Source organism: Deinococcus sp. Arct2-2, assembly GCF_004801315.1.
Lineage (GTDB): Bacteria > Deinococcota > Deinococci > Deinococcales > Deinococcaceae > Deinococcus.
On the sequence record NZ_SSNW01000008.1, the window covers coordinates 1 to 25,570 of the forward strand.

The window sequence follows — 25,570 nt, forward strand, 5'->3', positions numbered from 1 at the left end:
CGCTGACCCTGTTCCCCTGGATCAAACATGTTCTGGACTCAGTTTAGTTTGGTATGAGCTCCATCCCCACCTCTGGCACCTGCAGGTGCAGGAGTGTTCCCTCTGACTGCACGAGCAAGACCATCTGTTGTCCGGGTTGCCTCGGGCAAGGTAGTAGAAGGTGGCCGAACACCGGATGCTTCAGCGTGATCAAATTTTGGTGTTCCCATCCCCCAGTTGGCCCCCAATCCACTGAGCGATACTGGGTGCCTGCCTGAGCCCACGCTGGAGCCAGCGGAAGAGCCTCAGCATGCGCAAAGACAACATCCCGATTTACCACCAGACCCATCCCCCAGACCTCGCCACTATTGAATTCCTGAGACTGGAAGGCCGGCAACCTGCCGACGGTCAAACCGTCGCCTCGGGCTCCCACTCAATCCGTGCCTTTCTCTCAAAGGACGTCAGAGGGATGGGATTTCGGACGTGCTCTGCTGCGTTTGACTCCCAGGTGGCCAAACAGCGGCGGGGCGGCCCAACAAGTACCCCTGAGCGCGGTCGCAGCCCAGGGCACGAACCGTGTCCAGTTGTGCCGAGGTTTCGATTCCCTCGGCCACCAGATCAAGCCCCAGGCTGGTCGCAAACGTCCGGAGGGCGCCCAGCACCTGTCGTCCCCTCGGCCTATCCCCCAGGGTGGAGATCAGCTCCCGGTCCAGTTTCAGCACATGAAACGGCAGGTGAAGCAGCCGCCCGAGATTGGACTCCCCGGCACCGAAATCATCCAGGGCCAACCGGACGCCCAGAGTCTGCAAGGCACGGGCCTGGTGCCGCACCGCAGGAAGATCGGCCAGTACGCCCCGTTCTGTGAGTTCCAGTTCCAGCGCATCCGGCTCCAGATTCGCATGCTGGAGGGCCGCAGCCACGGTGTCGGCAAAATCTGAGCGCATGAACTGAACGGGTGAGACATTCACCGCCACCCGCATCTGCGGAAATCCACTGCGCCTCCAGACCGCCAACTGGGTGCAGGCCGTGTTCAGAACCCAGCTGCCGATCGGCACAATCAACCCGGAGGCTTCCGCCTCTGGAATGAAGCGATCCGGGGGAACCAGGGGCCCCCCGTCGGGAAACCACCGCAGCAAGGCTTCGAGACACACCACTTCACCGCTGTCCAGGTCCACCTCCGGCTGGTAATACAACTGGAATTCGTTTTTCCTCAGCGCCCCTCGCAGCCCATTGGCCACGAGTAGGCGGGTGCGCGCCTCCTCACTCAGGTCAGGGGTGTAATGCCGCCAGCCGTTTTTTGCCTCCCGCTTTCGGTGATACATCGCCAGATCGGCGTTTCTGAGCAGGTCGTCCGGAGTCTGCCCGTCCCTGGGAAAACGAGCAATGCCGGTCGAGGCCGTCACGTACACATTTCGTCCGGTGACCGGGAAGGGGCGATTGAGGGAAGTCTGCAACTGAAGTGCGACCGCTTCGCACAGGGCGTCCTCGGTGATGCCCACCACCACGGCGAACTCGTCGCCGCCGATCCGGGCCACGAGTTGCTCGTCGCCCAGCGCGCTGCGGAGCGTGGTGGCAATCTGTTGGAGTAGCCTGTCTCCGGCCTCATGCCCGAGGGTGTCGTTCACTAACTTGAAGCCGTCAATATCCAGATAGAGCAGGGCAAAGGGCATGTCACTGGTGATCAGCTCGCTCAAGCGGTGCACCAGACCCACGCGGTTGAGGAGGCCCGTCAGTACATCGTGGTGGGCGAGGTAGGTCATCGCCTCGGCCTGCGTTCGCTGCTGATCCGCGTCGTGCTGCGCCCACACCGCCCGTGTCTGAGCTTCGAGCCGTTCCAGCGCCAATTCAAGGCTCGCGATCACGGTCTCCAGAATAACCCGGTCGGTGCGGCTCCAGGTTCGCGGCTCGAATAGGGCCACGGCGAATATCCCGATCGGCTCCCCGCGCCGCAACACCGGGAGGCTGGCATTCGTCTTCAGATGTTCGACCAGCTCGGCGGGGGTATCACTGCCCTGGGCATACACGTCCTGATACAGCGGCTGCCGGGTCGTCCACGGAAAATCCAGAGTTGGGTTTCCGCCCACCCGTGGCCCCGCATCGACAAAGGCCTGAAGACCAGCATCCCCAAGTTCACCGACCTGCGCCCGGTTGCGCCAATGTGCGCCGTCCTGTTCGTAATACACGACGTTCCCGGATGGAAGCAGGGAGAGCACCACTTCCTGTGCCCGCTGGATCAAGGCATACGGATCTTGTTGTATCGCCAGATCCCGCGTCAGCTCTGAGAACCCCTCCAGCGCCTGCGTGCGGGCCATCAGTTCTGCATTCTGAACCTGCAAGCGGCCCGCTTGATGGGCCCGCTCCAGGGCCAGCCCCAGACTGCGGCCGACCGCCGTGAACATCGCCCGGTCGCGGACCATCCAGGTGTGGGTGTGTTGCGTCCCAATGACGAACATGCTGAACGGCTGCCCCTGGTTGAAGTAGGGGGAGAAGGCCACCGCTCCATAAGATCCGCTCAGCGGAACCCCCTGCTGTTCGGCGTCCCAGTTCTCGGTGAAGATTGGCCCACCCGTCTCGATGGCTGCCGCAAAACTGGGCGTGTCGAGGGGCAGCCCGGCGCGGAGGACGGCCACCATTTCAGGGGCAGCGTCTTCAGACACTACCCGGGCCTTCCAGAGGCCGTCCTCCAGCTAGTAATAGGCCACACTGAGTTCGGGCAGAACCGCCTGGATGACCTGGGTGGCCCGGAGGATCAGCACGTCCAAGTCGGTCGCTGTACCGACCGCTTCGGTCAGGGCCACGAAAGCCGTCAGCGTCTCCGCGCGGATCTGTAACTCCCGAGTCTGCTGGCGCAGTTGAGTGGCCAGGTGCAAGCGGTCGAGAGCCAAGGCGCACTGACCGGCCAGCGTTTGGAGGAACCGGCGTTCTTCAGGCGTGAAATCGTGTGGCTCGGTAAAGACCAGCACGATCACCCCGAGGGCTTGGTCATCCAGCAGCATGGGAACCACGGCGGTCGCGACCACCTCTACCCACACCGGAGGGGCGTTCAGGTCTGGATAGGCGGCGGTCAGGGCGGCTTGGTGCTCGAAGTACAGGGCTTCGCGCCGGCGCAGGGCGTCGCCTGTCGGGGCTAGGTCGTTCAGAGAGCCGTTCTGCCAAAGGGTCTGTTTACCTGTTGCGTACCCTTGTGTGGCGGCGACCTGGAGGCCGTCACCCGTGTCATTTACGAGCAGGACGACGCCAGCCACCGCGCTCAGGGCCTGGAGAGCCGGGTGCAGCACGATGTTGAACACTTCCGCAGGGGTGCGCGTGGCCGCGAGTGATTCCGTCACGCTTTGCAGGCGTTCGCTGAGCGAAACTCGCTGGGGCGAGCTGGACAGTTCGGACATGGGACAGCATACCGTGACACGCCTTAATTCCCTGTTCACTTTTGGCACTTTTCATGGGAGTGGTATGCATTTGCGGGACGATATCTCCTTCCCAAGGTCATGCAAAAGGGAAGCCTTTTGCCGTGAGCAGTGGAGGTTCAAGCTGTTGTTTGACCCCAAGGTGGCTTCGGCACCGGCTGCCGTGATGCCGTTCGCCGACAGCCAGGCTCAAAAAAGTGTGTTTCGTACCCACCCACATGAGCAGGAGCGGGGACCGACCGTGACAGCCCAGTTATCGCCTCGACCAGCAGAAGCCCGCTCTGAATTGAGTTCAGGGTGGGCTCGTTTTGTTGTTTACGTACCGGCCTTGTCCGGCAAGACCACCTGCCGCTCAGCACTGAGGAACACGGTTTGGCCCACCTGCACACCGCCAAGTTGGGTTTTAGGCACATGCACTTCCAGGGAACCCAAGCCGTCAGACCGGGCCACATCCACTCGCGCTTCCGGCCCCACCACATGAATGCGGGTGATCTGGCCAGGTATCCCGCCTGCTACCGAAGTCAAATGCAGGTGCAGATCATGTGGCCGGGCCAAGGTCACCTGCCCATCTGCCTGCGCCAGCACATTGGCCTTGCCCAAAAAGCGGTAGGCAAAGAGCGTGGCGGGCTGGTCATAGACCTCTTCCGGCGTGCCCTCCTGCTCAATCTGGCCCGCATTGAAAACCACGATCCGGTCAGCAATCTCTAACGCTTCAGCCTGATCGTGGGTCACGAAGATGCTGGTGAGGTGAATCTCGTCGTGCAGGCGGCGCAGCCAGTCGCGCAATTCTTGACGCACCGAGGCGTCCAGTGCCCCGAACGGTTCATCCAAGAGCAGCACTTGGGGTTCCACAGCCAGCGCCCGCGCCAGGGCTACCCGCTGCCGTTGCCCACCCGACAGTTGCGCCGGATACCGGGCTGCCGCCCAGTCCAGTTGCACCAGTTCTAACAGCCGCATCACCTTGTCACGGATGATGGCGGGCGCTGGGCGCTGGCCTCCGCGCTTCACCTTCAGCCCGAACGCCACGTTTTCAAAGACCGACAGATGCTTGAAGAGGGCGTAATGCTGAAACACGAAGCCAATGCCGCGTTCGCCGGGGCCAGCGTGCGTGATGTCCTGTCCGCCCAGCAGCACTCGCCCGGCGTCTGGCGTCTCCAGTCCTGCAATCACGCGCAGCAGGGTGGTTTTGCCCGATCCGCTGGGGCCGAGCAGGGCCACGAGTTGGCCGTCGGGCACGTCGAGGGTCACGTCATGGAGGGCGGCGAAGGTGCCAAATTGTTTGCTGACCTGTTGAACTTGAATGCTCATGGATGGGAGTGTCCTGTGCGGGATTCGATCAGGGCCTTGAGGCCGAGCGTGAGCAGGGCAAAGAGCGCCAGCAGTGATGCCACCGCAAAGGCGGCCACCGTCTGGTATTCGTTGTACAGGATTTCCACATGCAGGGGCAGCGTATTAGTCAAACCACGAATCTTGCCCGACACCACCGACACCGCGCCGAATTCGCCCAGGGCGCGGGCGTTGCACATGATCACGCCGTACAGCAGCGCCCAGCGAATATTGGGCAGGGTGACGCGGGTAAAGGTCTGCCAGCCGCTCGCACCAAGGGTTAAGGCGGCCTCTTCGTCGTCCTTGCCCTGGGCCTGCATGACCGGGATCAGTTCGCGGGCCACATACGAGAACGTCACGAAGGTGGTGGCCAGAATGATGCCGGCCGGAGCGAAGATGATCTTGAGGTCGTTGGCCTCCAGCCACGGGCCGAGCCACCCTTGCCGCCCAAACAGCAGCACATACACCAGCCCCGAAATCACCGGGGAGACGGCCAGCGGCAGGTCGATCAGGGTCAACAGCAGGCTGCGGCCTGGAAAATCGAACTTGGCGGTGGCCCACGCCGCACTGACCCCGAACACTGTATTGAGCGGCACCACGATCAGGACCGTGAGCAGCGACAAACGCAGGGCCGACAGGGTATCGGGCGTTTGGAGCGCTTGCAGGTAAGGCCCGACGCCGCTGCGAAAGGCCGTGATCAGCACCACCAGCAGCGGCAGCACCAACAACAGGCCGACCAAGATCAGCGTCAGGGTCACCATGAAGGTTGGCCACCACCGCTGGAGCCGGGTTCGGCGAAGTTGCGGCACTGAGGCCTTGCTGGTGGTCATGCCTGCCCCCGGCGACCCAAGCGCGCCTGCGCACTGTTGGCCGCCAGCAAGAGCGTCACGGAGATCACGAGCATGGCCACGGCCACCGCCGCCGCGCCCGCATAGTCGTACTGCTCCAGCTTGCCCACGATCAACAGCGGCGCGATCTCGGTTTTAAAGGGCAAGTTGCCGCTGATGAACACCACCGAGCCGTATTCCCCGATGGTGCGGGCCAGCGCCAAGGTAAACCCGCTGAGCAGCGCTGGATACAGCGCAGGCAGAATGACCCGTGCGAAGGTTTGGCTGGGGGTGGCCCCCAGGCTCAGAGCCGCTTCTTCCGGTTCGTAGCCGAGGTCTTCCAGCACCGGCTGTAAGCTGCGCACCACGAAGGGCAGCCCAATAAAGATCAGTGCCACGATGATGCCCAGCGGCGTGTACGCCACCCGCAGGCCCGCCTCCAGCAGCGGCGCACCCAGCCAGCCATTCGGAGAGAGCAGGGTGGTCAAGGTGATGCCTGCCACGGCAGTGGGCAAGGCGAACGGCAAGTCGATCAGGGCGTCTACCAGTCGGCGGCCCGGTACGCGGTAGCGGGTGAGGGTCCAAGCGATCACTAATCCAATGGGCAGATTGACCAGCGAGGCCGCCAACGCTGTGAGGAACGAGACCCGCAGGGCTGACCAGACGCGGGGGGTATTGATGGCCGCCCAAAAGCCGTCGAGTCCCAGCCCCGCCGCCTTGAGCACCAGCGCGGCCAGAGGAATAAGCACAATGACACTGAGATACAGCAAGGTGTAACCCAAGGTCAGGTTGAGGCCCGGCAAGATGTGACGGCGGGCTGGGCGACCAGAGGACAGGCGCGAGGTCACGCCTCAGCGTCCGCTGTATACCTGATCAAACACGCCTCCATCGGCAAAGAACTTCTTCTGGGCCGCCCGCCAGCCGCCAAATTGCGCGATACTGAACAAGTTCACTTTGGGAAACTGCGCGGCGTACTTGGTCGCCACGTCTTGCGAGCGCGGGCGGTAGAAATTCTTGGCGATGATCTCCTGCGCTTCGGCGGTGTAGAGGTACTGCAGGTACGCTTGAGCAACTTTGGCGGTGCCGTGCTTGGCGGCGTTCTTATCCACGACGGTCACGGGTGGTTCGGCCAGAATACTCACGCTGGGCACGATGATCTGGAACTTGCCGACCCCCAGTTCCCGGGTAGCCAGCAGCGCCTCGTTTTCCCACGCCAGCAACACGTCACCGATGCCGCGTTCCACAAAGGTGGTGGTGCTGCCCCGAGCGCCCGAATCCAGCACCGGAACGTTTTTGAACAGTTTGGTCACGTAGTCTTTGGCCCCGGCTTCTCCCCCGTATTTTTTCTGTGCCCAGCCCCAAGCGGCCAAGAAGTTCCAGCGTGCCCCGCCACTGGTTTTGGGATTGGGCGTGATGACCTGCACGCCGGGCTTGATCAGGTCGCCCCAATCCTTGATGCCTTTGGGATTGCCCTGACGCACCAAAAACACAATGGTAGAGGTGTATGGACTGCTGTTGTAAGGAAGGCGTTTTTGCCAGTTTTCAGGCAACAACCCTTTGTCGGCAATAGCGTCAATGTCGTAAGCGAGGGCCAGCGTCACGATATCGGCTTCCAGACCGTCGATCACGCTGCGGGCCTGTGCGCCGCTGCCGCCGTGTGAGGCGTTGATTTTGAGGGTATCGCCGGTTTTGGCCTGCCACTGCTTGGCAAAGGCCGCATTGATGTCCTGATACAGCTCGCGGGTAGGGTCATACGAGACGTTGAGCAGGGTGATGGTGGCCGCAGTGGCTGCGCCGCCAAGTAAGAGGGCAGAAGTGAAGATTCGTCGCATAGGAACTCCTTGAAAGGTGGGCGAGAGACGAGGGGGCGGGGAAGACTAAAGAACAACTGTGCACGGCGACCGGGTTGGAGTGATGTTGACCAATCATTAGATAAATTACAAATCTTGTCAACTATTCATCTAGATGCCGCTACAGTAGGTTCATGCGACTCTCCAGTCTGGATGTGCATGCCTTCCAAGCCGTGGGCTACCTCGCAGCGCATGAAGCCCGCTGGGTCACGGCGGCTGAAATCTGTGAGCGCACCCTGCTGAGCCGGGCGTTTTTGCTGCGGGTGCTCGCCTGCTTGGTGCGCGGCGGGGTGGTGATGTCTAAACGCGGTACCATGGGGGGTTACCGACTGGCCCGCCTGCCCACGCAGATCACCTTGCGGGAGGTAGTGCAAGTCTTAGAACGCCCCGTCGCGCCGCTGTCGTGTGTCAGCCTAAGTGCCCCGGTTCCATGCGTTCATCAAGACACGTGCGGGGTGCGCCGCGACGTCTACGCCGAACTGCGCGACGCCACCCACGCGGTGTTGGCCCGCTTTACAGCAGCTGACCTCGCCACCGACATTCAGGCTGGACGCAGTTACAGCCCTTGTCTGAGCCACCTGTGGCATCCCCAACAGGAACTGGCGGCGGGGCGCTGGGCACGGGTTTGAACTTGCCTCATGCGGAGCGAAAGCTTAAGCGCCTTGCTCCTCGCTCACTTCCTGAAGCCCACCCGTGGTTACGTCGTAAATGAAGCCGCGCACAGGCAGGTTCTCGGGTACCAACGCACTCTGACGAATGCGTTGTACGTCGTCACGCACGCTCTGCGCCAGGTCTTCAAAGGTCAACCAGTCCACACCGCGCCCCTCTGGCGAGCCAGGGCCTTGGCCCACGTCGTGCCAGCCGTGTTCGTCTACCACGGCAGTCTCAAGGCTTTGGGACAGCAAGTCGCCCATGATGTCGTTCGTAAACAGCTGCATGCCGCAGTTGGTGTGATGTACCACGAAAAACTCCTGGGTGCCCAGCAATTTGTGCGAAATCACGAGCGAGCGGATAGCGTCGTCGCTGGCCCGCCCGCCTGCATTGCGAATTACGTGGGCGTCCCCTTCCTTCAGCCCAGCAAAGTGCGCTGGGTCAAGCCGAGCGTCCATACAGGTCAGGATGGCGAACTTGCGGCCTGGCGGCAGCGGCAAGGCGGCCCGCTCTCCGAACTCGGTCACGTACTGCGCGTTGGCGGCCAGAATCTCATCCAAAACGGTGCTCATGGCTTCTCCTTGGCTGGGAATGGGGGGCGGAGGCCTTCAACACTGCCGTCAAGCGGCGCGAAGGGCAACTAAGCGAAGGAAGTCAACTCCGTAGATACAGTTTCGTTGCGGCTGCGGCCTGCGTTAGTGCCGCCCCACACAGATTCCGACTGCGTTGTGGCTGGTCACAGGCAGGCCGAGAGCACTGGAATGTGCGGTGGCTGAGCAGGGGAAGGAGACATGCGCCAGCCTAGAGTAGTTGACAAGTTTTGTAAACTGGTCTACCGTAACCCCAACCCGATCACGGGTCACGCTCAACCAGAGCGGCAGCGGGCCGAGAAGAAAAGCTGGCCTGTTGCCGCCCTCCGGGAGATGTTATGACGCACTGCCAGCCTGCCCGCCACCACCTGACCCCCTGTCCGGGGCAAATGTGTCGTTGTCGCGCCTGACCTCTGCTCCCCACGTGACTGTGTCCGTCTGATTCCGGCTCGAGTTCCTCCCTCGCCGTTGCTGGCCTGCACCCTTTGACCTCCGTCTGATCTCAGGCCGTCTCGACTGGGCTTGGCCTTCCTTCATCTGTTTTCCCTCCTGACCTTTCCAGAGAAGGCCAGAGTCGTCCTCTCATTCCCCGTGAGGTTTGCCATGTCTGATTCTTTTGCTGCCCAGTCCACTTCTGCTCAATCCGTTTCTACTTTGCCCGTCTCCGATCTGCCCTCTCCCGAATTGTTCTGGTTCATCCCCTCGGGTGGAGACGGCCACCGCCTCGGCCAGCCCACCCGCCCGGCCAGCTTCGCTTACCTGTCGCAGGTGGCGCAGGCCGCCGACGTGCTGGGCTTTGATGGCGTGCTGCTGCCCACCGGCGGCACCAACGAAGAAACGCTGGTGGTGGCGAGCGCCTTGAGCAGCCTGACCCGGCATCTGCGTTTTCTGGTGGCCCTGCGCCCCGGCCTGCTCTCGCCCGTGTTGGCCGCCCGCCTCACGGCTTCGCTTGACCGCATCAGCGGTGGGCGCGTGAGCCTCAATATTGTCTCGGGCAGCGGCAACTTTGATTTTGAGGGCTTAGAGTTGACCCAAGCCGAACGCTACGAACTGACCGCCGAATGGCTGGGGGTGTTCCGGGCGCTGCTGCGCGGGGAAGAGATCACGCATCACGGGCCGCATTTTCAGATCACGGGTGGCCGCGCCCCGTTGCCCTCGTTGCAGCAGCCGTACCCGCCGATCTACTTTGGCGGCAGCAGCACGCCCGCGTTGGCGGTGGCGGGCGAACACATAGACGTGTACCTGAGCTGGGGCGAGCGCCCCGAACAGGTGGCTGAGAAGTTCGCGCAGGTGCAGGCGCACGCCGCGCAACATGGCCGCACGGTGCGCTTTGGGCTGCGGGCGCACATCATCGTGCGGGACACCGAAGACGAAGCGTGGGCCGCCGCCGATGACCTGATCGCAGGCATTAGCGACGAGGCGATTGCACAGGCACATGGGGCCTTTTTGTCCAGCGGCTCGGAAGGCCAGCGCCGCCAGAGCGCCCTGAACGGCGGCACCCGGGAGAGCCTGCGCGTGGGGCCGAACCTGTGGGCGGGCGTGGGCTTGGTGCGCGGCGGTGCGGGCACGGCTTTTGTGGGGAGCGCACAAAATGTGGCTGCTGCTTTGCGCGAGTACCAAAGAGTTGGCGTAGACAGCTTTATTCTCAGCGGCTATCCGCACTTGGAGGAGGCTTACCGCACCGCCGAACTGCTGTTTCCGGCGTTGGGCCGCCCCAGTCCCGCCCTGACCCCGCACGCCGGACAACGGCTGGGCCACACGGCTACACCCACACTGGACGCCGCCCGCAATCAGGTTGATGCACCACAAACCGAACGTGAACTCGTCGCAGCTGGCCGCTTCCGCTCCATCTGAAGTCCGGTTTCCAAACCCCTTCCCCAAACTCTGCCCACAAGGAGCCTCACCATGACCTTTCAACTGAACCAAACCCGCACCCTGACCGCTGCTCTGCTGGCCCTCACCCTCGCTGGCGCGGCGCAGGCGGTCACCTTCACCATCGGCTACCAAAAGGGCGGTATTCCCAACATCCTCAAGGCACGCGGCACGCTGGACAAGTACGCCGCGCAGGGCATCGACTTCAAGTGGGTGCTGTTTACGGCTGGCCCGCCGCTGCTGGAAGCCGCCAACGCGGGAGCCGTCGATTTCGGCAGTGTGGGCAACGCGCCGGGGGTGTTTGCCCTCGCTGGAGGAGCCGACCTGAAGTATGTGGGCGTCAGCGTCAACCGCTCCGACACCACCGAAGCGGTGATCGTGCCGAAGGGGTCTGCGCTGCAACAGGTCAGCGACCTAAAAGGCAAACGCATCGGCGTCGCGCGAGGATCGAGCGCCCACGCCTTTCTCTATACCGTGCTGAAAAGTGCTGGACTAACTTTAAAAGACGTGACCCTCGTGCCGCTGTTGCCGCCCGATGCCCGCCCCGCCTTCGAGAGCGGCAGCATCGACGCGTGGGTGGTCTGGGATCCCTTCCTGACCACCGCTGTGCAGGCCACGGGCGCCCGCGTGTTGCGTGACCACACAGGCTTAGGCCGGGGCGACAGCTACCATCTGGTGCCCAGCGCCGCACTGAACAACCCCGACAAGAAACGCGTCCTACAGGTGCTGCTGGCAGAACTGGAGAACGCCGCGCTGTGGGCCAACAAAAATCAGGGCACCGTGATCTCGCAGTTCAGCGACGAACTCGGCATTCCTAAAAGCGTGCTGGAAGTCACCGTGCCTAAGGGCATTCCCTTTAATATCCGGCCTTTCCGGGCGGCTGATCTGAAGCCCCTGCAATCTCTGTCCACCGCCTTCCGGGAAGCGGGCGTGTTACCCAAGGATGTGGCGTTCGGCCCACAGTCTTACGCGACCTTACCTGCCTTCCGGCCCGCGCTGGGCACACTGGGGCTGAAATGACGCAAGTCAAAATCACCCAAGACGCCCTGACCGGGGCCATTACCGGGCGGCCCGCGCCCGATCCGGTGAAGTCGGCCCCCCGCCGCCTTGCACCCCACTGGGTGCTGGAAAGTGTGCGCTGGCTGGTGCCGGTGCTGCTGGTGGCGTTCTGGCAAGTGGCGTCCAGCGTGGGCTGGCTCAATCCACGGGTTTTGCCTGCCCCCACTGCCGTCGCCCTCGCGTTTTGGGAGCTGGCCCGCAGCGGCGAACTCTGGCACCACTTTCTGATCAGTCTGGGGCGGGCCGGAACTGGCGTGCTGATCGGGGGTGGGTTGGGCTTTGCGCTGGGTATCCTGACCGGTACCTTCCGGGCCGCGCACCTGCTGCTGGATTCCTCGTTTCAGATGGTCCGCACCATTCCCAACCTCGCGCTGATTCCGCTGGTGATCCTGTGGTTCGGCATCGGTGAAAGCGGCAAGGTCTTCTTGATCGCGCTGGCCACCTTTTTCCCGGTGTATCTCAACACGCTGCACGGCGTCCGGAGCATCGATCCCAAGCTCACCGAAATGGCCCGCGTGTACGGCCTCTCGCCGCTGGAGACGTTCCGGCGCGTATCGTTGCCGGGAGCGCTGCCCAGCGTCCTGGTGGGCGTGCGGTATGCGCTGGGCATCTCCTGGTTGGCCCTGGTGGTCAGTGAATCATTCGGGGCCAGCAGCGGCATCGGCTTTCTGGCGATGGACGCCCGCGAGTTTTTCCGAACCGACGTGATCGTGCTGGCGATCCTCATCTACGCCTTGATCGGCAAAGCTGCCGACGCCGTGGTACGTGGGCTGGAACGCCGCCTCTTGCCGTGGCAGGTGCAGGCATGACAGCGGCTCCAGTGGTTCGCTTGCCCGCTCCCGTATCCCTGCGGGCGGGCGACGGAGCCAGCGTGCATGTTCAGAACCTGACAGTGAAGTTCGGGGCCAACACCGTTCTCAGCGACCTGACTTTAGATGTGGCTCCCGGCGAACGGGTGGCGGTGGTGGGCGCGAGCGGCGGCGGCAAAACGACCCTGCTGCGGGTGCTGGCAGGCCTGACCCCCCACAGCGCTGGGCAGGTGCAGATTCGGCAGGCCAGTGATACCGCACGGGTGCGGGTGATGTTTCAGGAAGACCGGCTGCTGCCGTGGCTGGGTGCTCTGGACAACGTGACGCTGGGATTGCCGCGGACCGAGCGGGCTTTCGGACTCACTGCCCTGGCCGGGGTGGGGCTCGCTGACCGCGCCGATACCTACCCGCACGAACTCAGTGGTGGGCAGCGGCAACGGGTGGCGCTGGCCCGCGCCCTCGCGCACCGCCCGGCTTTACTTCTGCTGGATGAACCGTTTGGTGCACTGGACGCCCTGACCCGCGCCAGCATGCATACCCTATTGGAAACCCTGCTGGACGAAACTGGAGCCACCACGCTGCTGGTCACGCACGATCTGGACGAAGCCCTGAAATTGGCCGACCGGGTCATCCTGTTGCGCGGCGGTGAGGTGGCTGAGGACGTGCGCCCCCCCGCGCCCCGCCCGCGTGACCGTACGGCGCTGGAACCCCTGCGGCGGCACTTGGAAGGGCAGTTGCTGTGAGGGCCGCTGTTCATCTGCCCCGACTTCACCCGGTGCGCTGGGGCCAAGCCGCTCCCGGCCCGGCGACGCTGGTGCTGCATGCCGCCCCACTGACTTCTCCGCTTCATGCCGTCCTCAGCACGCAGCCTGATCTGCTCGGCGCGGTCTGGTCAGTGGCCCTCAGTCAATCTCAGCAGGCCTCGGCCCACCGCTTGCCTGCTGCCGTGCGGGAACTGCTGAATCAAGAGGGTGTGTCTGGGGTGCAGCTCCTGCTGCTGGAGGTAGAACCTGCGGCTCAAACGGCGTTGGCGGCCCTCTTTTCTGCCGAAGTCTATCAGTTCGTGGCCCTCAGCTTGCCCGCCGCAGGGCGTGGACAGACGTCTCCCATACGGGCGCTCCGGAAGCTGCTGTACGAGTATGTGGCCGCCCCGCCCCCATCCCGCCTGCTGTCTCCACCGTCTCCCTCCACGCAGAGGGGAGCCGCGTGACCAGCCTAATTTTTGTTTCACTGCTTTCGCCGCACCTGCACGGCTTTTATACCGGACTGCTGGCCCAGTTGTCGGGCACGCTGGGGCAGAGGGTTGATCTGCTGTCCTCCGGTGATTGGTCGGAGGACCGCCGTGCGGTAGCCGCCGCCGAAGTCGACGGCGCGTTTCAGTGCGGCCTGATTTTGCAGCAGCACCCAGCCTATCTGCCGGTAGCCGCCCCGGTGCCACTGGGACAAGGCCAGGCGGTGTACGCCACCCATGTGGTGGTGCGCCAAGAGTCGACCGCTCAGCAGTTCGCAGACCTCGGCGGCGGGCGCTGGGTCTACAACGACCCGACTTCTTTTTCCGGGTATGTGGCGCTGCACGCCCACGCCGCCCGCCTGGATTTACCGCCGGGCTTTTTCGGTGCGCCCCACTGGAGCGGCTCTCATCTCGCCTCGCTGGACGCAGTGTTGGGCGGTGAGGCCGACGCGGCAGGCATCGACAGTACGGTGTTCAGTGCGGTCCTGCGTGCCCGGCCTGTTCTGCGCCGGAGCCTGCGCGTGTTGACCACCCTCGGCCCTTTTCCCATTCCGCCCGTGACCCTGCGCCGCACGCTGCCGCCCGCGCTGCACCAACAGATTCAAGCGGCTCTGGCAGAACTTCATACCCAACCCACAGGCCGGGCCTTGTTGCGGGAGGCCGGATTCAGCCGTTTCGTGCCCACCACCGAAGCCGCCTATTTACCCTTATTGGCCGAAGCCGCCCACGCCGACCACTGGCGACACCCTGCACCCCACACCCAAAGGTCTGCCTATGTCTGAAGTTGCCTCCAGTGCCCGCCAGTACAGCAGTCCACCGGGGTCTGAGAAGCAGCCGCAACCGGGGCGCGTCCTGCTCTCGCCCCATGAAACCCATCCTGCTCATGCTTTTGCCGACCCCGATCACAGCGCCGCCGATCTGCACGACCTGCGTCAGATGCAGGCCCGCTTGCGCTTGACGCTGAGGAGGGTTTCCGCTGATGACGGCCAAGTTGACCGCATCTATGACCCGCAGGGCCTGCGTACCTTAACCGGTTTAACGGTGGTGGGCTTCCGGGGCCTGTGCCGCCCCGACATCTCTACCGCCCTGCAAGAAGAAGTGACTCGCGTGGATACGGCCCTCGGCGCACAGTTGGAGCGTGACCAGAGTCGCATGATCCTGGGCTACAGCACCCGGCAACTCGGCCCGCACGACTGGCTGAATCTGGTGGTGCTGCGCAACGAGGCAGGCTTGCACTACTGGCACCAAAGTGCCCTGCACCGCTACGCCGCACAGGAATTGTCGCCGCAGCTCTATCAGGGCATTCGGCTGCACACCGGCAAGTTGCCGCAGGGCTTACGCGGCCCGCTGCACCTGTCGGTCACCAAATATTATGCCCTCGGAAGCGCACCCTGGCAGGCCCAACGCAACTATGGGGGAAACGCTTCACGGTCGGGGCAACAGGGCGTGGGCGCAAGCGGAAGCCCCTGACTGAACTTGATGGACGGGTTGAGACTTATGTTCATCGCTGAGATCAACGATTTGAGCGGCACAGAACAACGTGTTGATAGGGTTGCCAGAACAACTCCAGGGATGACCAATGAAGCCCTAACTTTTCAAGGGGATAAACGTTCAGGGGCACCACCCCCCAGACCTGGTCTGATATGGATTCCGCGTGATGGAGGTCAGGCGTCCTCGCGGGCGTCCGGTCTGCCCGACAGAACCTACGGCGGTGCTTTCCTGATGGGGGCGAAATGAAGCGGAATCTATGTGACGGGAGATCAGGGTCGGTGCTCCACCCGAGCGCAGCTATCGCCACTTTCGTACAGCTGGCCATCCGCCATACGATTCAGGAACTGGGCCAGGTGGGGTTGAGCAGGTCGCCAATCCAACTGGTACTTGTTCCTGACAGTTGGTCCCTAAACTGTCTACATCCCAGACAACCCAAGCCGACCGGGTGAAGTCGGCGGGGAGCCTCGCTTGTGGCGAGGCTTGTTCATTGTCCATGGAAGGTCTGCCGATGTCGGAGAAGTTGCAGAATCCGGTTCGCCGTGCCTCTCTTCAGGGCACTGCGACTGAGCGCCGCGATGGGGGCTGATGCAGCGAGGAATGCGCTGCCGGATGCGGGCCGCACCGAAGCAAGGGGAGCCTCGCGGTTTGCCCCTCATCCATGCCTGATTCGGAGTTGCCGTGGGAGGCGTTCACCGCGCTGGTGCCGAGGAATCAGGCGAGGGTCATCATTCGGCGGAGATGAGCAGACCCAAATCACGCAGTCTTGCGACTGCATTGATGTAGGCGAAGGCGGCAGCGGTGTTGATGTCTCCTTCCTGTTCGAAAGCGATTCTCTCACCCCCGTAATAGATCTCGACTGAATAGGGAGTGGTGGTGTCCCGATCAGGATCAGTGCTGTACCTGACCTCACAACCGAACCGCACCAGCACCTCAAGCCGCTGGCGGACGTCGTCAGACCAGGGATCTCTCATCCCTTCATCTTATCGCCTGGGACAAAGCCGCTATTCCCAAATTGTTGAGGTGGGACGGAGCTCGTGATCCCTCAATGGGGTCGATCTATCCCAAACAGCGCGCTGTCGAGGTCAGGATTATGGCCAAAGTCGAGGGTAAACCCTGGATCCTGAGATGCCTTCCTCTCAGCAGGATCACCAACAGTCCCGCGTCCCTGACGCCCTGCTATCCTATGCTCCATGAAGCTCGTGCTGGCGGTGATTCAAGACGCGGATGCCTCTGCACTGGTTCGGGTGCTGTCGGCGAACGCGTTTGAGGTGACGAAACTGGCGAGCACCGGCGGCTTTTTGCGCGAAGGCAATACCACCCTCATGATCGGCGTCACCGATGAACGACTGGCCGATCTGAAACGGCACGTGCAGCAGACCTGCCGCGCCCGTACTCGTCTCGTGACACCCGGCGTGTCGATGGGCGAGCAGAACGAAGGCTTGGTCAGCGAACCGGTAGAGGTACCAGTGGGCGGCGCCGTCATGTTCGTGTTGGGCGTGCAGGAGTTCGTCAAAATTTAAAGGGACAGTACGCCCGAAGTAGGCAACCCTGATCGCCATTGATCAGCGCCTTCGTACGGTACGGCGTGCAGGCCCACCGAACGGGCCGCCTCCGCATGGTGGGTGTGGTCGTTGATCATTATGGCCTGCTCTGGCCGCACGTCCACCCAGTCCAGCACGGTGCGGTTCATGGCCGAGCTGGGTTTCAGCATGCCGAGTGGTCGTCCGTTGACTGAGCCTGGCGAACGAGTTAGACGCCATGTTCATTGCTGAGGGCAACGGATCCAAGCTGCCAAGGACGACGTGCTTCTGGGAGCTCTAAGTCAGTGGACGACCAATAAGAGATGGATCAGCCGCCAAGACATGAAGCGCGGCTGACCTGGCGAACCCGATCAATCACATTGAAGTCGTGCAAAAGGGAAGGCTTGCGCCGAGCGGCGGATAGTGTGATGGACACAGCCTTTTCTTGTTGCGAAAGCCTGTTGCTCTTGTGTTGATCCATGCAACAGGGTTTCGCAATGTGGAGTGATCGTGTTTGCCACCTCACTCAATCTTGGCGTACCTGGCCGTTTCCGCACCAGTTAACAGCCACCCGACGATGCCAGCGGTTATGTTGAGCTATGACTTCATTGCCCGGCTCCGAGGTGGGGGCGTTCGCCTCTCTGGCAGACGACCTTCAGGAGATCACCGAGGCCCTCGCTGCGGCCAGCACGGAGCGGGAGGTCATCGAGATTGTGCTCACCCCGGCCGTGCAAGCCCTCGGGGCGGTCGCCGGGATCGTCTTGCTGGTTGACCAGACCGATCAGCAGCTGAAAATCGCGGGCAGCCAGGGCTACGAAAACGCGACCCCCACCGTGTGGCAGGCAGGGCAGCTTGAAGACCACGTGCTGATCGCAGACATCCTGCGCATGCGTGAAGCCCGATACTTCGAGTACGCTGGCGCGCTGAAGGAAGCCTACCCAGAACTCGAGAGGCGTACCGAGGGACTGGCAGCGATCGCCCATGCGACGGTTCCGATGTTCCTGGACAACCGCCCGCTCGGGGTGATCGTGCTCGACTTTACAGAGCCACACCACTTCCCACCCGAGGAACGGCGCTTCCTCACGATCCTCGCGGGTCAGTGCACGATCGCTCTGGGGCGCGCACAGGCGACCGGAACGCTGGAGGCCCGCGTTGAGGACCGCACCCGGCAACTCGAGGAACAAACTCGCCGGCTCGAAGAGGAACGGGCCGCCCAAGCGGCCTTCGTGGCCTTCACCGAGGCGGTCGGCAGTGAAACCGATCTCTCTACTCTGGTCGGGCAAGCGATCACCGTGCTCCAGGGCCGCTTCCCAGGGGCGAGCATCGGCTACTACGAGGAGGAGGGCAAGCTCTGGAAGGCCCGGGTCTGGAGCCAGGACATGCATCCTGAACTGGTCACGGTGATCTCTGCTGGCGTCCCCAGTGAAACGCCGCTGATCTCGGAGGTGCTCCAGACCCGGCAGCCCGTGTTCACCGACGCGTGGGACGCACAGCAGCAAGGCGTGGAAGAGAGCAGAGAGTACGGCGCCAGCGCGGGGTATCCCTTAGTGGTGAACGGTGCAGTGCACCGATTGTTGTCCATCGGTCTCCGGCACACCCGGCGCTGGAGCGAAGCGGACAAAGCGCTGCTGCGGTCGGTCGGGCGGAGCCTGAACTTGGCGCTGGAACGTACCGACGCCGCTCGGCAACTGCTGCTCCAGAATGCGGAGTTGCAAGCCCACACCCGTGCGCTGGAATCCTTCGCGGAGCTCACACGGGATCTGGCGCTCACCACTGACCCACTCCTGCTCATCCGGCGTGCCCAGGAAGTGGTGATGTCAATGCTCGCGGACGGCGCGGCCCTGTATTTCGTGCTTGAGGGCGAGCGCTGGCACAGCCGGGTGCAGCACGGCAGTCTCCACGCGCCCCAGTTGCAGGCAGCGGTCGACGCGGGCCTCCTGTACTCGGAGACCTATAGCCTGCGGATTCCCTGGACGGCCGGGCAACCGTACTTCCAAGACATGTACAACCAAGACGGTGATGGGCTGACCTCGGCCGTGGCCCACATCAATGCGGTCGCCTACTTGCCGCTGCGGATGGAAGGGGCACAGACCGGGGTGCTCACGTTCGCTCTCTTCAATCAACGCAGCTGGTCACGCGTGGACCGAGTGGTGCTGGAGACCGTGATCCAGAGTCTTGAGCTGGCCCTGGACCGGGCCGCCAAGACCCGCAGGCTCGACGAAGAACGGACTGCCCTGGCGGCCTTCACCCACTTCGCCGAGCGGGTCGGCAGCGAAACCGATGTTGAGGCCCTGGTCGGGCAGGCCATTGCCATGCTGCACGAGACCTGTGAAGTGGAAGCCGCTTATTTTGAACGGGACGGCGACCTCTTCAGGACCACGGTCTGGAGCCCCTCGGGCGATCCCACCCTGCTGCCTCTCTTGCACCAAGGCTTCCCCCTGCAGCACTCCGGCATCGCCTTGGGGCTTCAGCAGAACACGGCCGCGTACATCGATCACTGGCGGGACACCGGGTTGCTGATCCCGCAGTCGGGGATCTATCAGGCGGTCGCCGGCTACCCCTACTTCGTGGACGGCACGTTGGAGAGCGTGCTGATGATCGGGTCACAGACGTCGCCGACCTGGGATGAGCGAAGCAAGGGGATCTTCCGCGCCGTAGGGCACAGCCTGAACCTGGCCCTTGACCGGGCACGGCAGACCCGGATGGTCACGGTGCAACGCGACCTGCTGAATGCCCGCACCCGCTCGCTGAGCGCGGCCAACGAGGAGTTGGAAGCGTTTGCTTACTCGGTCTCGCATGACCTGCGCACGCCGGTTCGGCACATGACCAGCTTTGGCCACATGCTCCGCAAGACGTTGGACGACCGGTTGGACGAGAAGTCGGTCCGCTACCTGGGCATCATCGATCAGGCGGCGATGCGGATGAACACCTTGATTGATGCCATGCTGGATCTCGCACGCACGTCCCGGCAGCCCCTGTCTTTCCAGCAGGTTGAGCTTGATGGGCTGGTGAGAACCGTGCGGGTCAGTCTTGAGCCGGATGTGGGTGAGCGGCAGATCGTCTGGGTCATCGGCCCGCTGCCCCGGGTGCTGGGGGATGCGGGGTTGCTCCAACAGGTAGTTGAGAACCTCCTGAGCAACGCCCTCAAGTACACCGCCCGCAAGGCGGAAGCGCAGATTGAGATCTGGGCGGAAGACGGCCCACACGACTGGCGGGTCTGTGTGCGGGACAACGGGGTAGGGTTCGATGCCCGCTACGCTCACAAGCTGTTCGGGGTGTTCCAGCGCCTGCACCGTCAGGAGGACTTCGAGGGCACTGGCGTGGGACTGGCCAACGTCCGCCGAGTCATCGCCCGGCACGGCGGGACGGTGAGTGCAGAGGGAGAACTGGATCAGGGCGCCACCTTCTCATTCACGCTGCCCAAAGAAGGGATGCTCGGAGGTCAGCTGGACTTCAAAGGGGCACAACCGGCTGGAGACGCAGACAGAGGGATGAGTGGGGAAGAGGGTCATCGGGACTCTCTGTGACGGTGAGTCGCGTAGCCCAGCGATCACCACATCAAAGGTATCGGGGGTGCGTGGATCGCGCAAGATTTGCGCTTCCCAGTGCGTGTACGGCAGCAACGTCCTAGGGGACGGGCGGGGGTCGGTCACAACCACTCCACTGGTCGTCTGCGCAACGATCAAGGCGCCTGACCGCTTGGCCACCGATCATTGGGTTGGGTGGACTGGTCGCCTCTGCCCGGAATGTTCCTCGCTATTGATTGAGAGCTGCCAACCTTTCACCAGCCAGCGAGCGCGTCATTGAGAGCTTGGTCGCTCCATTTGGCGTAGACGCGGGTGGTTTCGATACTGCTGTGGCCGAGATGGCGGGCGGCGTACTCGAAGCTACCCGTTTGCCGAACGAGGCGGGTGCCGGCGTAGTGGCGGAAGGCGTGCCAACCCCGGTAGCGGGTCTCCGCCCGTTTGGCAATGACTTGGAGGCGCTGGCGGGCAGCGGTCTGCGTGCTACCAATGACTGGGCCCTCTTGTGGCAACACCTGTAGTGCCGTGATCAGGGTGCGGGTCAGGGTAACACGGCGAGTTTTTCCGCCTGTGCCGTGCTGAACGGTCAAGACGCCGCCGGGCAGGTCGAGATCCTTCCAGGTCAACTGCAGGGCTTCCTCGATGCGGAGGCCGCCGTGGGCGCAGAGGAGAATCAGCGCCCGGTCGCGGGGAGCGGCCATCTTGAGCAGGGCTTGGACTTCGTGATCGGTGTAGGGTTGGCGTTTGTCCTAGGGGGCAGTCTTGTCCTGAACTGGGCGAGCATCACTGAAGGGATCGAGGGCGGTCGCTCCGGCCCAGCGGAGGGCACGAAAGAGGGCCCGGGCCGCGGCCAGCTGAACGCGAATGCTGGAGGGTGTCAAACCTGTGACTTCGAGTGACCGGATATAGAGGGCTCCAGCGTCTCGTTCCGGTCGAATGAGGCTGAAGCCGGTTCGCTCAGCGTGCTGCAGAAGTTTGCCAATGCCTTCCCGGTAAGCACGGGCGGTTCGGGGGACAGTCCCGCGCCTACAGACCCATAGAAAGAGGTGTGGGCTTCGGTCAGCGACCAGAGCAGCTCGTGATCCAACTGTTGGGCGGCGACAATAGCGCGGCGGCGGCGTTCCTCGGAGGTGGGGTTGATCCAGCCTCGGGCGGAGGCGAGGGCATCTCCTTGGAAGCGAACGAGGGCGAGGCTGAGATCAGAGATGGTCATTGGCTTGATCAGATGAGCTTATGCCAACAGGCCTTAGCGTAAGGATAAGAGCTTGGTGGCGAAGAGTGGGCCTTTTTGGTAAGCAAGAGGCGCGGCGGGTAGGGCTCTTCGCATGCTCAAGGAGGCGGGCTTACCGCTGACAGGTCAGCCCCACCCGGAAACTGGGGGTCGGCGTGGTATAGGCGACTTTGTCCGCTATCAGGTAGCCCGCCGTCAGGCGCTTGGGGTTGAGTTGCACGATCAGTTTGGCCGGACGCGGTACTTCGCTGGCGGGTGTCCGGGCGCTCTGGGTATGAAAGCGCAGTTGATAGGTCACGCCGCCCGCCTGCGAGATCTCCTTATACAAGAAGCCTTCCTCGGCTCCGCGTTCCTCCAAGACCAACGTGTTGCCGTCGGGCTGCACCAGGTCAATAGATTCCAGCCCGGTGTCGTGGAGAGAGGTGCGCGTGGTGGTGCCATTGCGGAGTGCGACGCTCACGCCCCAGCCGGGACCAAGGCCCACATCCGGCCCAATCGCCTCCACCTTTTTCACGGTCATCCGCCAGATGCCGTTAAAGAGCGTGTCGCCCACGCACCCTTCCAGCGAGACGCGTTGGTTGACTCCTCCGGGGGCCGCTGCGGTCTGGGTGCCGAGTTTCAGGGTGGTTCCCTGAAGTGTGGCGGGAATGCCCAAGGTGTTGAGGGCCGAGAGCGGCACATAGGTTTTGCCGTTGATCACGATGGCCGGATCGGGAGTGGGCCGCCCATTGACCGACACGTTGTATTTCAGGTCTGCGGCGAGGGCGAACGAGGCCAGCAGGGTCAGGCCGAGAACAATCCGTTTCATAGAAGACTCCCAAGTGAGACAGAAGAAGAGGGGCGAGGCGACTGGAACGGACTTCAGGGCACGCTGCGGGAGGCGGTCACCGCAGGCAACGGCCCTGCTTTCCAGACCCACCGAAGACGGTTGCCCGTGCGAGTGGAGCAGCAAGCGCCACACGTGGGTTCGTTCGGAAGCTTGCCCAAGCCCCAGCGCTGCCCGGCATTGCACTGAAAACCGGGAAGTTGGGGCCGGGTGGGAGAGGCGAAAGCCACTGCTGGAGACCTGACCAAAATGCACCTGGCCTGCAGACGCGGTGGTCTCACGGCGCGGCAGAAAACGGGTGGCCGCATCCCGCACAAAAGAGGGCGTAGGGCGAGAGGATCGCGGCCTGACAGACTGGACAGGCGCTGAGCAGCTTGGTGCCGTCGTTAACGCAGTAGTGCTCGGGTGAATGCCCCGGCACGGCCCGCAGACAGCGGGGACACAGCCGGTAGGTCAGCGGGCTGAAGTCCTGCTCCCGCCGGTTCGCCGCCCCTCTCCAGTTCAGGTCATGGTTCACGGAGAACGCTCCTTGAGACGGCAAAGCGGGGTTCAGGGCTGAACGGCCACCAACCGCCACAGTTGGCAAGCGCCGCCCGCGTAGGTCGAGCCGGGATTCAGGCCCAGGGTCGTGGTGCAGTTCACGGCGTCCAGATACCGCCCGTCTGATTTCAGTTGCAAGCGGCTCCAGCCGTCTCCTGCCGGAACGAGTCGCCACAGTTGGCAGGCCCCGCCCGCATAGGTCGAGCCGGGATTCAGGCGAATCGGCGCGGAGCAGGAGCTGGCATCCAGAAACTGTCCGCCCGACTTGAGCTGAAGGCGGTACCAGCCGCCCCCCGCCCGCAAAAAGCGCCACGCCTGGCAGGCGCCGTCCGCGTAACTGGACCCCGGATTGAGGGTCACGTTGGCCGTGCAGTTGGCGGCGTCGAGATACTGACCGTCCGATTTGAGTTGCAGCCGGTAATAGCTGGGCGTCTGGGCACTGACCGACGTGGCGCCGGTCAAGAGGGCGGCAAGGAGGGCCGTGCGGCAAATGGTGCGGTGTGAGGTGAGGCTCATGGCGGCTCCTGGTTTCCCTGAGGCAAAGGGCTGCAGCCTCAGGGAAAGCGCACGAAGCAGGGAGCGGCGCTGCCGCCTCGGCAGGCAACCTCCCTGTCTGTACAGTGCGCCCCGCCCAGTTACGCGCCGATCAGGAAAACCCCCGATTGCGCCGATCCTGTCTGGCCAGCGGGCCTGGGTGTGGGGGCCACCTTCAGGCAGGCTGCGCCAAAAAGTCGGCCCAGCGGGGGGCACTCGCTCGCCCACCTCACGCAGGCGGGCACAGGCGTCGGCATACACCCGGCCCAAACTCCGGTGGTTGCCCGAGGCCCGTAGCGCCTGCAAGGTCAGGCGCAGCGCCGCGAGGTCGTAAGCTCGGCCTCCAGCAGCAGGCGGGCGCTGCGGGCCGCTTCGTGTGGGTCGGTGGGTAGGGCCGCCTCGATCCGGGCACGCAGGGCCAGGCACAGGGCTTCGGCCACCGTGTCGTCCTGCCGTTCGGGGGCCGCGTCCTGAAGGTAGGTCCCGCGCCACAGCTGGGTGCTTCCGCCCGTTAAGAACGCGTGCGCATCGGACGCGACGTGGCCCAGCGCGTAGACCGACGGCGTGGTCTGAATGATCCCGCTGCCCAGCGCGGTTCGGGTGGTGTGCACCAGTTCCCGCAGAGCGGCGGCGGCCTGAAGCTCCTCGGTGGTGGGATACAGCAGGTCGAGGAGATCGGTGCGGGCCAGGTCGGGGCGGCCCCGCAAACCGGTGTCGAGCAGCGCCGCCAAGAGTTCGCGGCGTTTGCGGCCCTTCACGGGCATCACCTGACCCAGCGGGCCGCAGCGCATCGGCCCCAGAACCTCTAACCACAGGACCCCGCGCCGGACTCCAGCGGATCAGCCTTGACGGACAGCCGCTGGAGCCCCGGAAAATAGCGGCCGGCCACACTCGCCAAATTGAGCATCTCGTGCTGCTGGAACCAGGCCATCCGCTCGGCGGCCCGGTCTGCCCGTCCCGCCACCCGGTCGGCTTCCAGTCCCACTTCCTGCGCGGCGTCGGTGATGCCCTGCGCGTTCAGGTCAGTTTCCAGCTGTTCGAAGGCCCGCACAGCAGCCTCGCGCGCGCCGGCGGCTTCCAGAGCGTGGGCCTGAGCAAAGCGGGCCATACCCAGCACGCCGGGCGACTCCAACGCGGCCAATTCCACGGTCTCTTCGGTGTAGGAGGACGGCATTCCCCCTAAGGTACAGTCCCCACCCGGTGCAGGAAGGCGCAAATGGGGTGGGAGCAGGTCAGGACAAACACGCGGGTGTTCGTTCGCCTCGCGCGCCCCTGTCTGCTCCTGGCCGAAGAATCAAGCGGGAGTGGGAGGTGAAGGGTTGTGTTGCCTAAAATGGGCCGGGGGAGGCGGACCGGCCGTAACCGACACTCAGCTCTCCCGCCACCATTTCCCAGCAACAACCCATGAGGAACGAACCACGCGTCCGGGCCCCGGAGAGCGAACCAGCGTTTTGGCGCGCCCTCCGCCGACAGTCTGCAGGGTCACTCCGCGCGTTCGAGGGCATTCAAACGCAACGTGAAAGCGGCGAGCTGACGTTCAAGTGCCTGAATGCGTGCCCCCCGCTCCTCCAGTCGTGCGTTCAGGCCCTGAATGGCCGCCAGGGCCACCCCCTGCGCGTCCACCGTGTTGATGCTGAGTGTGTCGCCGCCGTTCAGGCCGAAGGCCGCCGCGAAATCCTGCGCCATCGGGCCGAGGTGCTGCACGTTCGCCTGATCGTCCCGGTAATTCCAACGTTCGATGGGCAGCCGCGTCACGCGGTCGAGCACCTCTTCGGAATCCACACTTCGGAAGTTCGCTTTGGCGTTGCGGTCACTGCGGTTGTTAAAGCCGCGGGCCGTCACGACCCCAGTGGCGTTGTTGAGCTGCACATTGAGCTGACCCGTGGGCGAAATCAGGCTGACGGTGCCGTTCGCGGCGATCTCGAACTCGTGCTCGCCGCCGTTGGGCCCGAAGGCTTTGAGAAATTGCCCCGTGCCCGCCTGCGAGAGGACGACGGCCGCGTCGGCGGTGCCGGAGCGGGTGTTGCCCAGAACGGCGGCGATGCCGCCCGCCGTGTTGTACGCCTGAAGCGTGGCGTTCGGGATGCGGCTGCCGGAGCCACTGAGCACCAACGGCACGCCGACTGTCTGGGCGAGGGCGAGGGTCACACCGAGGCCGGCGGTGAGGGCGGCGCCACGCACGAAGGCCGAGCGCCGCTGGGAACGGAGGGTGGGGGCGGTAGGGGTAGAGGTGGTCATGAGGCACATCCTTGTGGAACACTTGGAGATTTTGGACAAACCCAGATCGTGGGTGATCGGCTGTCGTT

Annotated in this window: 28 protein-coding genes; 10 read left to right on the forward strand and 18 right to left on the reverse strand. The window is 63.7% G+C overall.

Translation table 11 applies throughout. From position 1 onward, the window contains the following. Positions 1-440: 440 nt before the first annotated feature. The 6 genes from E7T06_RS05375 to E7T06_RS05400 all read right to left on the reverse strand — a co-directional run bounded on the left by E7T06_RS05375 (position 441) and on the right by E7T06_RS05400 (position 7,368). Positions 441-2,636, reverse strand: a complete 2,196-nt coding sequence (locus E7T06_RS05375; RefSeq protein WP_136364808.1) for an EAL domain-containing protein — start codon at positions 2,634-2,636, stop codon at positions 441-443. A gap of 30 nt (positions 2,637-2,666) precedes the next feature. Then, positions 2,667-3,365 (reverse strand): GAF domain-containing protein, encoded by a 699-nt coding sequence (locus E7T06_RS05380; protein ID WP_136364809.1) that lies wholly within the window; start codon positions 3,363-3,365, stop codon positions 2,667-2,669. 333 nt (positions 3,366-3,698) lie between these two features. Then, complete coding sequence (locus E7T06_RS05385; RefSeq protein ID WP_136364810.1) at positions 3,699-4,691, reverse strand: sulfate ABC transporter ATP-binding protein; 993 nt, start codon at positions 4,689-4,691, stop codon at positions 3,699-3,701. Continuing rightward, the gene (gene cysW, locus E7T06_RS05390) at positions 4,688-5,539 is read right to left on the reverse strand and encodes a sulfate ABC transporter permease subunit CysW (RefSeq protein WP_136364811.1); all 852 of its coding nucleotides are present in this window, start codon (positions 5,537-5,539) and stop codon (positions 4,688-4,690) included. Before cysW ends, E7T06_RS05385 begins: the two co-directional genes overlap by 4 nt. Then, positions 5,536-6,384, reverse strand: a complete 849-nt coding sequence (cysT, locus tag E7T06_RS05395) for a sulfate ABC transporter permease subunit CysT (protein WP_136364812.1) — start codon at positions 6,382-6,384, stop codon at positions 5,536-5,538. Before cysT ends, cysW begins: the two co-directional genes overlap by 4 nt. 3 nt (positions 6,385-6,387) lie before the next feature. Further along, positions 6,388-7,368 (reverse strand): sulfate ABC transporter substrate-binding protein, encoded by a 981-nt coding sequence (locus E7T06_RS05400; RefSeq protein WP_136364813.1) that lies wholly within the window; start codon positions 7,366-7,368, stop codon positions 6,388-6,390. 152 nt (positions 7,369-7,520) lie between these two features. On the opposite strand from E7T06_RS05400, the gene E7T06_RS05405 reads away from it, so the two are divergent. Beyond that, positions 7,521-8,015, forward strand: a complete 495-nt coding sequence (locus E7T06_RS05405; RefSeq protein ID WP_136364814.1) for an Rrf2 family transcriptional regulator — start codon at positions 7,521-7,523, stop codon at positions 8,013-8,015. Between the two features lie 24 nt (positions 8,016-8,039). Here E7T06_RS05405 and E7T06_RS05410 read toward each other — a convergent pair whose 3' ends face one another. Then, positions 8,040-8,609 carry a carbonic anhydrase gene (locus E7T06_RS05410; RefSeq protein ID WP_136364815.1) on the reverse strand — a complete coding sequence of 190 codons (570 nt, stop codon included), beginning with the start codon at positions 8,607-8,609 and terminating at the stop codon, positions 8,040-8,042. 621 nt (positions 8,610-9,230) lie between these two features. Between E7T06_RS05410 and E7T06_RS05415 the strand changes: the two genes are divergently transcribed. Genes E7T06_RS05415 through E7T06_RS05440 form a run of 7 tightly spaced genes read left to right on the forward strand, consistent with a single transcriptional unit; the run spans position 9,231 to position 15,068 of the window. Beyond that, complete coding sequence (locus tag E7T06_RS05415) at positions 9,231-10,481, forward strand: LLM class flavin-dependent oxidoreductase (protein WP_136364816.1); 1,251 nt, start codon at positions 9,231-9,233, stop codon at positions 10,479-10,481. 51 nt (positions 10,482-10,532) lie between these two features. Continuing rightward, entirely contained in the window at positions 10,533-11,519 is a 987-nt protein-coding gene (locus E7T06_RS05420; RefSeq protein ID WP_136364817.1) for an aliphatic sulfonate ABC transporter substrate-binding protein, read from the forward strand. Next, positions 11,516-12,367, forward strand: a complete 852-nt coding sequence (locus E7T06_RS05425; protein ID WP_205750817.1) for an ABC transporter permease subunit — start codon at positions 11,516-11,518, stop codon at positions 12,365-12,367. The genes E7T06_RS05420 and E7T06_RS05425 overlap by 4 nt, the downstream gene beginning before the upstream one ends. Next, positions 12,364-13,110, forward strand: coding sequence for an ABC transporter ATP-binding protein (locus E7T06_RS05430; RefSeq protein ID WP_136364818.1), 747 nt, complete (start codon positions 12,364-12,366; stop codon positions 13,108-13,110). The genes E7T06_RS05425 and E7T06_RS05430 overlap by 4 nt, the downstream gene beginning before the upstream one ends. Then, positions 13,107-13,577: a hypothetical protein gene (locus E7T06_RS21140; protein WP_168733383.1), complete on the forward strand. Its 471-nt coding sequence runs from the start codon at positions 13,107-13,109 to the stop codon at positions 13,575-13,577. The genes E7T06_RS05430 and E7T06_RS21140 overlap by 4 nt, the downstream gene beginning before the upstream one ends. Next, the gene (locus E7T06_RS05435; protein ID WP_168733384.1) at positions 13,574-14,380 is read left to right on the forward strand and encodes a phosphate/phosphite/phosphonate ABC transporter substrate-binding protein; all 807 of its coding nucleotides are present in this window, start codon (positions 13,574-13,576) and stop codon (positions 14,378-14,380) included. The genes E7T06_RS21140 and E7T06_RS05435 overlap by 4 nt, the downstream gene beginning before the upstream one ends. Next, a complete protein-coding gene (locus E7T06_RS05440) occupies positions 14,373-15,068 on the forward strand; it encodes a hypothetical protein (protein WP_136364820.1) in 696 nt (231 codons plus the stop codon). The genes E7T06_RS05435 and E7T06_RS05440 overlap by 8 nt, the downstream gene beginning before the upstream one ends. A 746-nt stretch (positions 15,069-15,814) precedes the next feature. Here the strand turns inward: E7T06_RS05440 and E7T06_RS05445 are convergent. Beyond that, positions 15,815-16,060 (reverse strand): hypothetical protein, encoded by a 246-nt coding sequence (locus E7T06_RS05445; protein WP_136364821.1) that lies wholly within the window; start codon positions 16,058-16,060, stop codon positions 15,815-15,817. Between the two features lie 219 nt (positions 16,061-16,279). Between E7T06_RS05445 and E7T06_RS05450 the strand changes: the two genes are divergently transcribed. Beyond that, on the forward strand, positions 16,280-16,609 hold the full coding sequence (locus E7T06_RS05450) for a cyclic-di-AMP receptor (protein ID WP_136364822.1): 330 nt from the start codon (positions 16,280-16,282) through the stop codon (positions 16,607-16,609). On the opposite strand, the gene E7T06_RS05455 is transcribed toward E7T06_RS05450, so the two are convergent. Then, entirely contained in the window at positions 16,606-16,800 is a 195-nt protein-coding gene (locus E7T06_RS05455; RefSeq protein WP_136364823.1) for a hypothetical protein, read from the reverse strand. The two genes, E7T06_RS05450 and E7T06_RS05455, sit on opposite strands and share 4 nt — an antisense overlap. A 408-nt stretch (positions 16,801-17,208) precedes the next feature. On the opposite strand from E7T06_RS05455, the gene E7T06_RS05460 reads away from it, so the two are divergent. Further along, the gene (locus E7T06_RS05460; protein ID WP_136364824.1) at positions 17,209-20,136 is read left to right on the forward strand and encodes a GAF domain-containing protein; all 2,928 of its coding nucleotides are present in this window, start codon (positions 17,209-17,211) and stop codon (positions 20,134-20,136) included. 254 nt (positions 20,137-20,390) lie between these two features. Here E7T06_RS05460 and E7T06_RS05465 read toward each other — a convergent pair whose 3' ends face one another. The 9 genes from E7T06_RS05465 to E7T06_RS05500 form a co-directional block, all read right to left on the reverse strand. Then, positions 20,391-20,834: a site-specific integrase gene (locus tag E7T06_RS05465; RefSeq protein ID WP_205750819.1), complete on the reverse strand. Its 444-nt coding sequence runs from the start codon at positions 20,832-20,834 to the stop codon at positions 20,391-20,393. Positions 20,835-20,882: 48 nt separating this feature from the next. After that, on the reverse strand, positions 20,883-21,116 hold the full coding sequence (locus E7T06_RS21460) for a hypothetical protein (RefSeq protein WP_205750831.1): 234 nt from the start codon (positions 21,114-21,116) through the stop codon (positions 20,883-20,885). Then, on the reverse strand, positions 21,011-21,346 hold the full coding sequence (locus E7T06_RS05470) for a hypothetical protein (RefSeq protein ID WP_136364825.1): 336 nt from the start codon (positions 21,344-21,346) through the stop codon (positions 21,011-21,013). The genes E7T06_RS21460 and E7T06_RS05470 overlap by 106 nt, the downstream gene beginning before the upstream one ends. Positions 21,347-21,476: 130 nt before the next feature. Continuing rightward, complete coding sequence (locus E7T06_RS05475; protein ID WP_136364826.1) at positions 21,477-22,172, reverse strand: hypothetical protein; 696 nt, start codon at positions 22,170-22,172, stop codon at positions 21,477-21,479. A 295-nt stretch (positions 22,173-22,467) separates the two neighbouring features. Further along, on the reverse strand, positions 22,468-22,707 hold the full coding sequence (locus E7T06_RS05480) for a zinc ribbon domain-containing protein (protein ID WP_136364827.1): 240 nt from the start codon (positions 22,705-22,707) through the stop codon (positions 22,468-22,470). Positions 22,708-22,739: 32 nt separating this feature from the next. Beyond that, entirely contained in the window at positions 22,740-23,246 is a 507-nt protein-coding gene (locus E7T06_RS05485; RefSeq protein ID WP_136364828.1) for an RICIN domain-containing protein, read from the reverse strand. Positions 23,247-23,572: 326 nt separating this feature from the next. After that, on the reverse strand, positions 23,573-24,055 hold the full coding sequence (locus tag E7T06_RS05490; RefSeq protein WP_136364829.1) for a hypothetical protein: 483 nt from the start codon (positions 24,053-24,055) through the stop codon (positions 23,573-23,575). A gap of 14 nt (positions 24,056-24,069) precedes the next feature. Next, the gene (locus E7T06_RS05495) at positions 24,070-24,438 is read right to left on the reverse strand and encodes a hypothetical protein (RefSeq protein ID WP_136364830.1); all 369 of its coding nucleotides are present in this window, start codon (positions 24,436-24,438) and stop codon (positions 24,070-24,072) included. Between the two features lie 308 nt (positions 24,439-24,746). After that, entirely contained in the window at positions 24,747-25,502 is a 756-nt protein-coding gene (locus E7T06_RS05500) for a tail fiber domain-containing protein (protein ID WP_168733385.1), read from the reverse strand. Between the last annotated feature and the right edge of the window lie 68 nt (positions 25,503-25,570).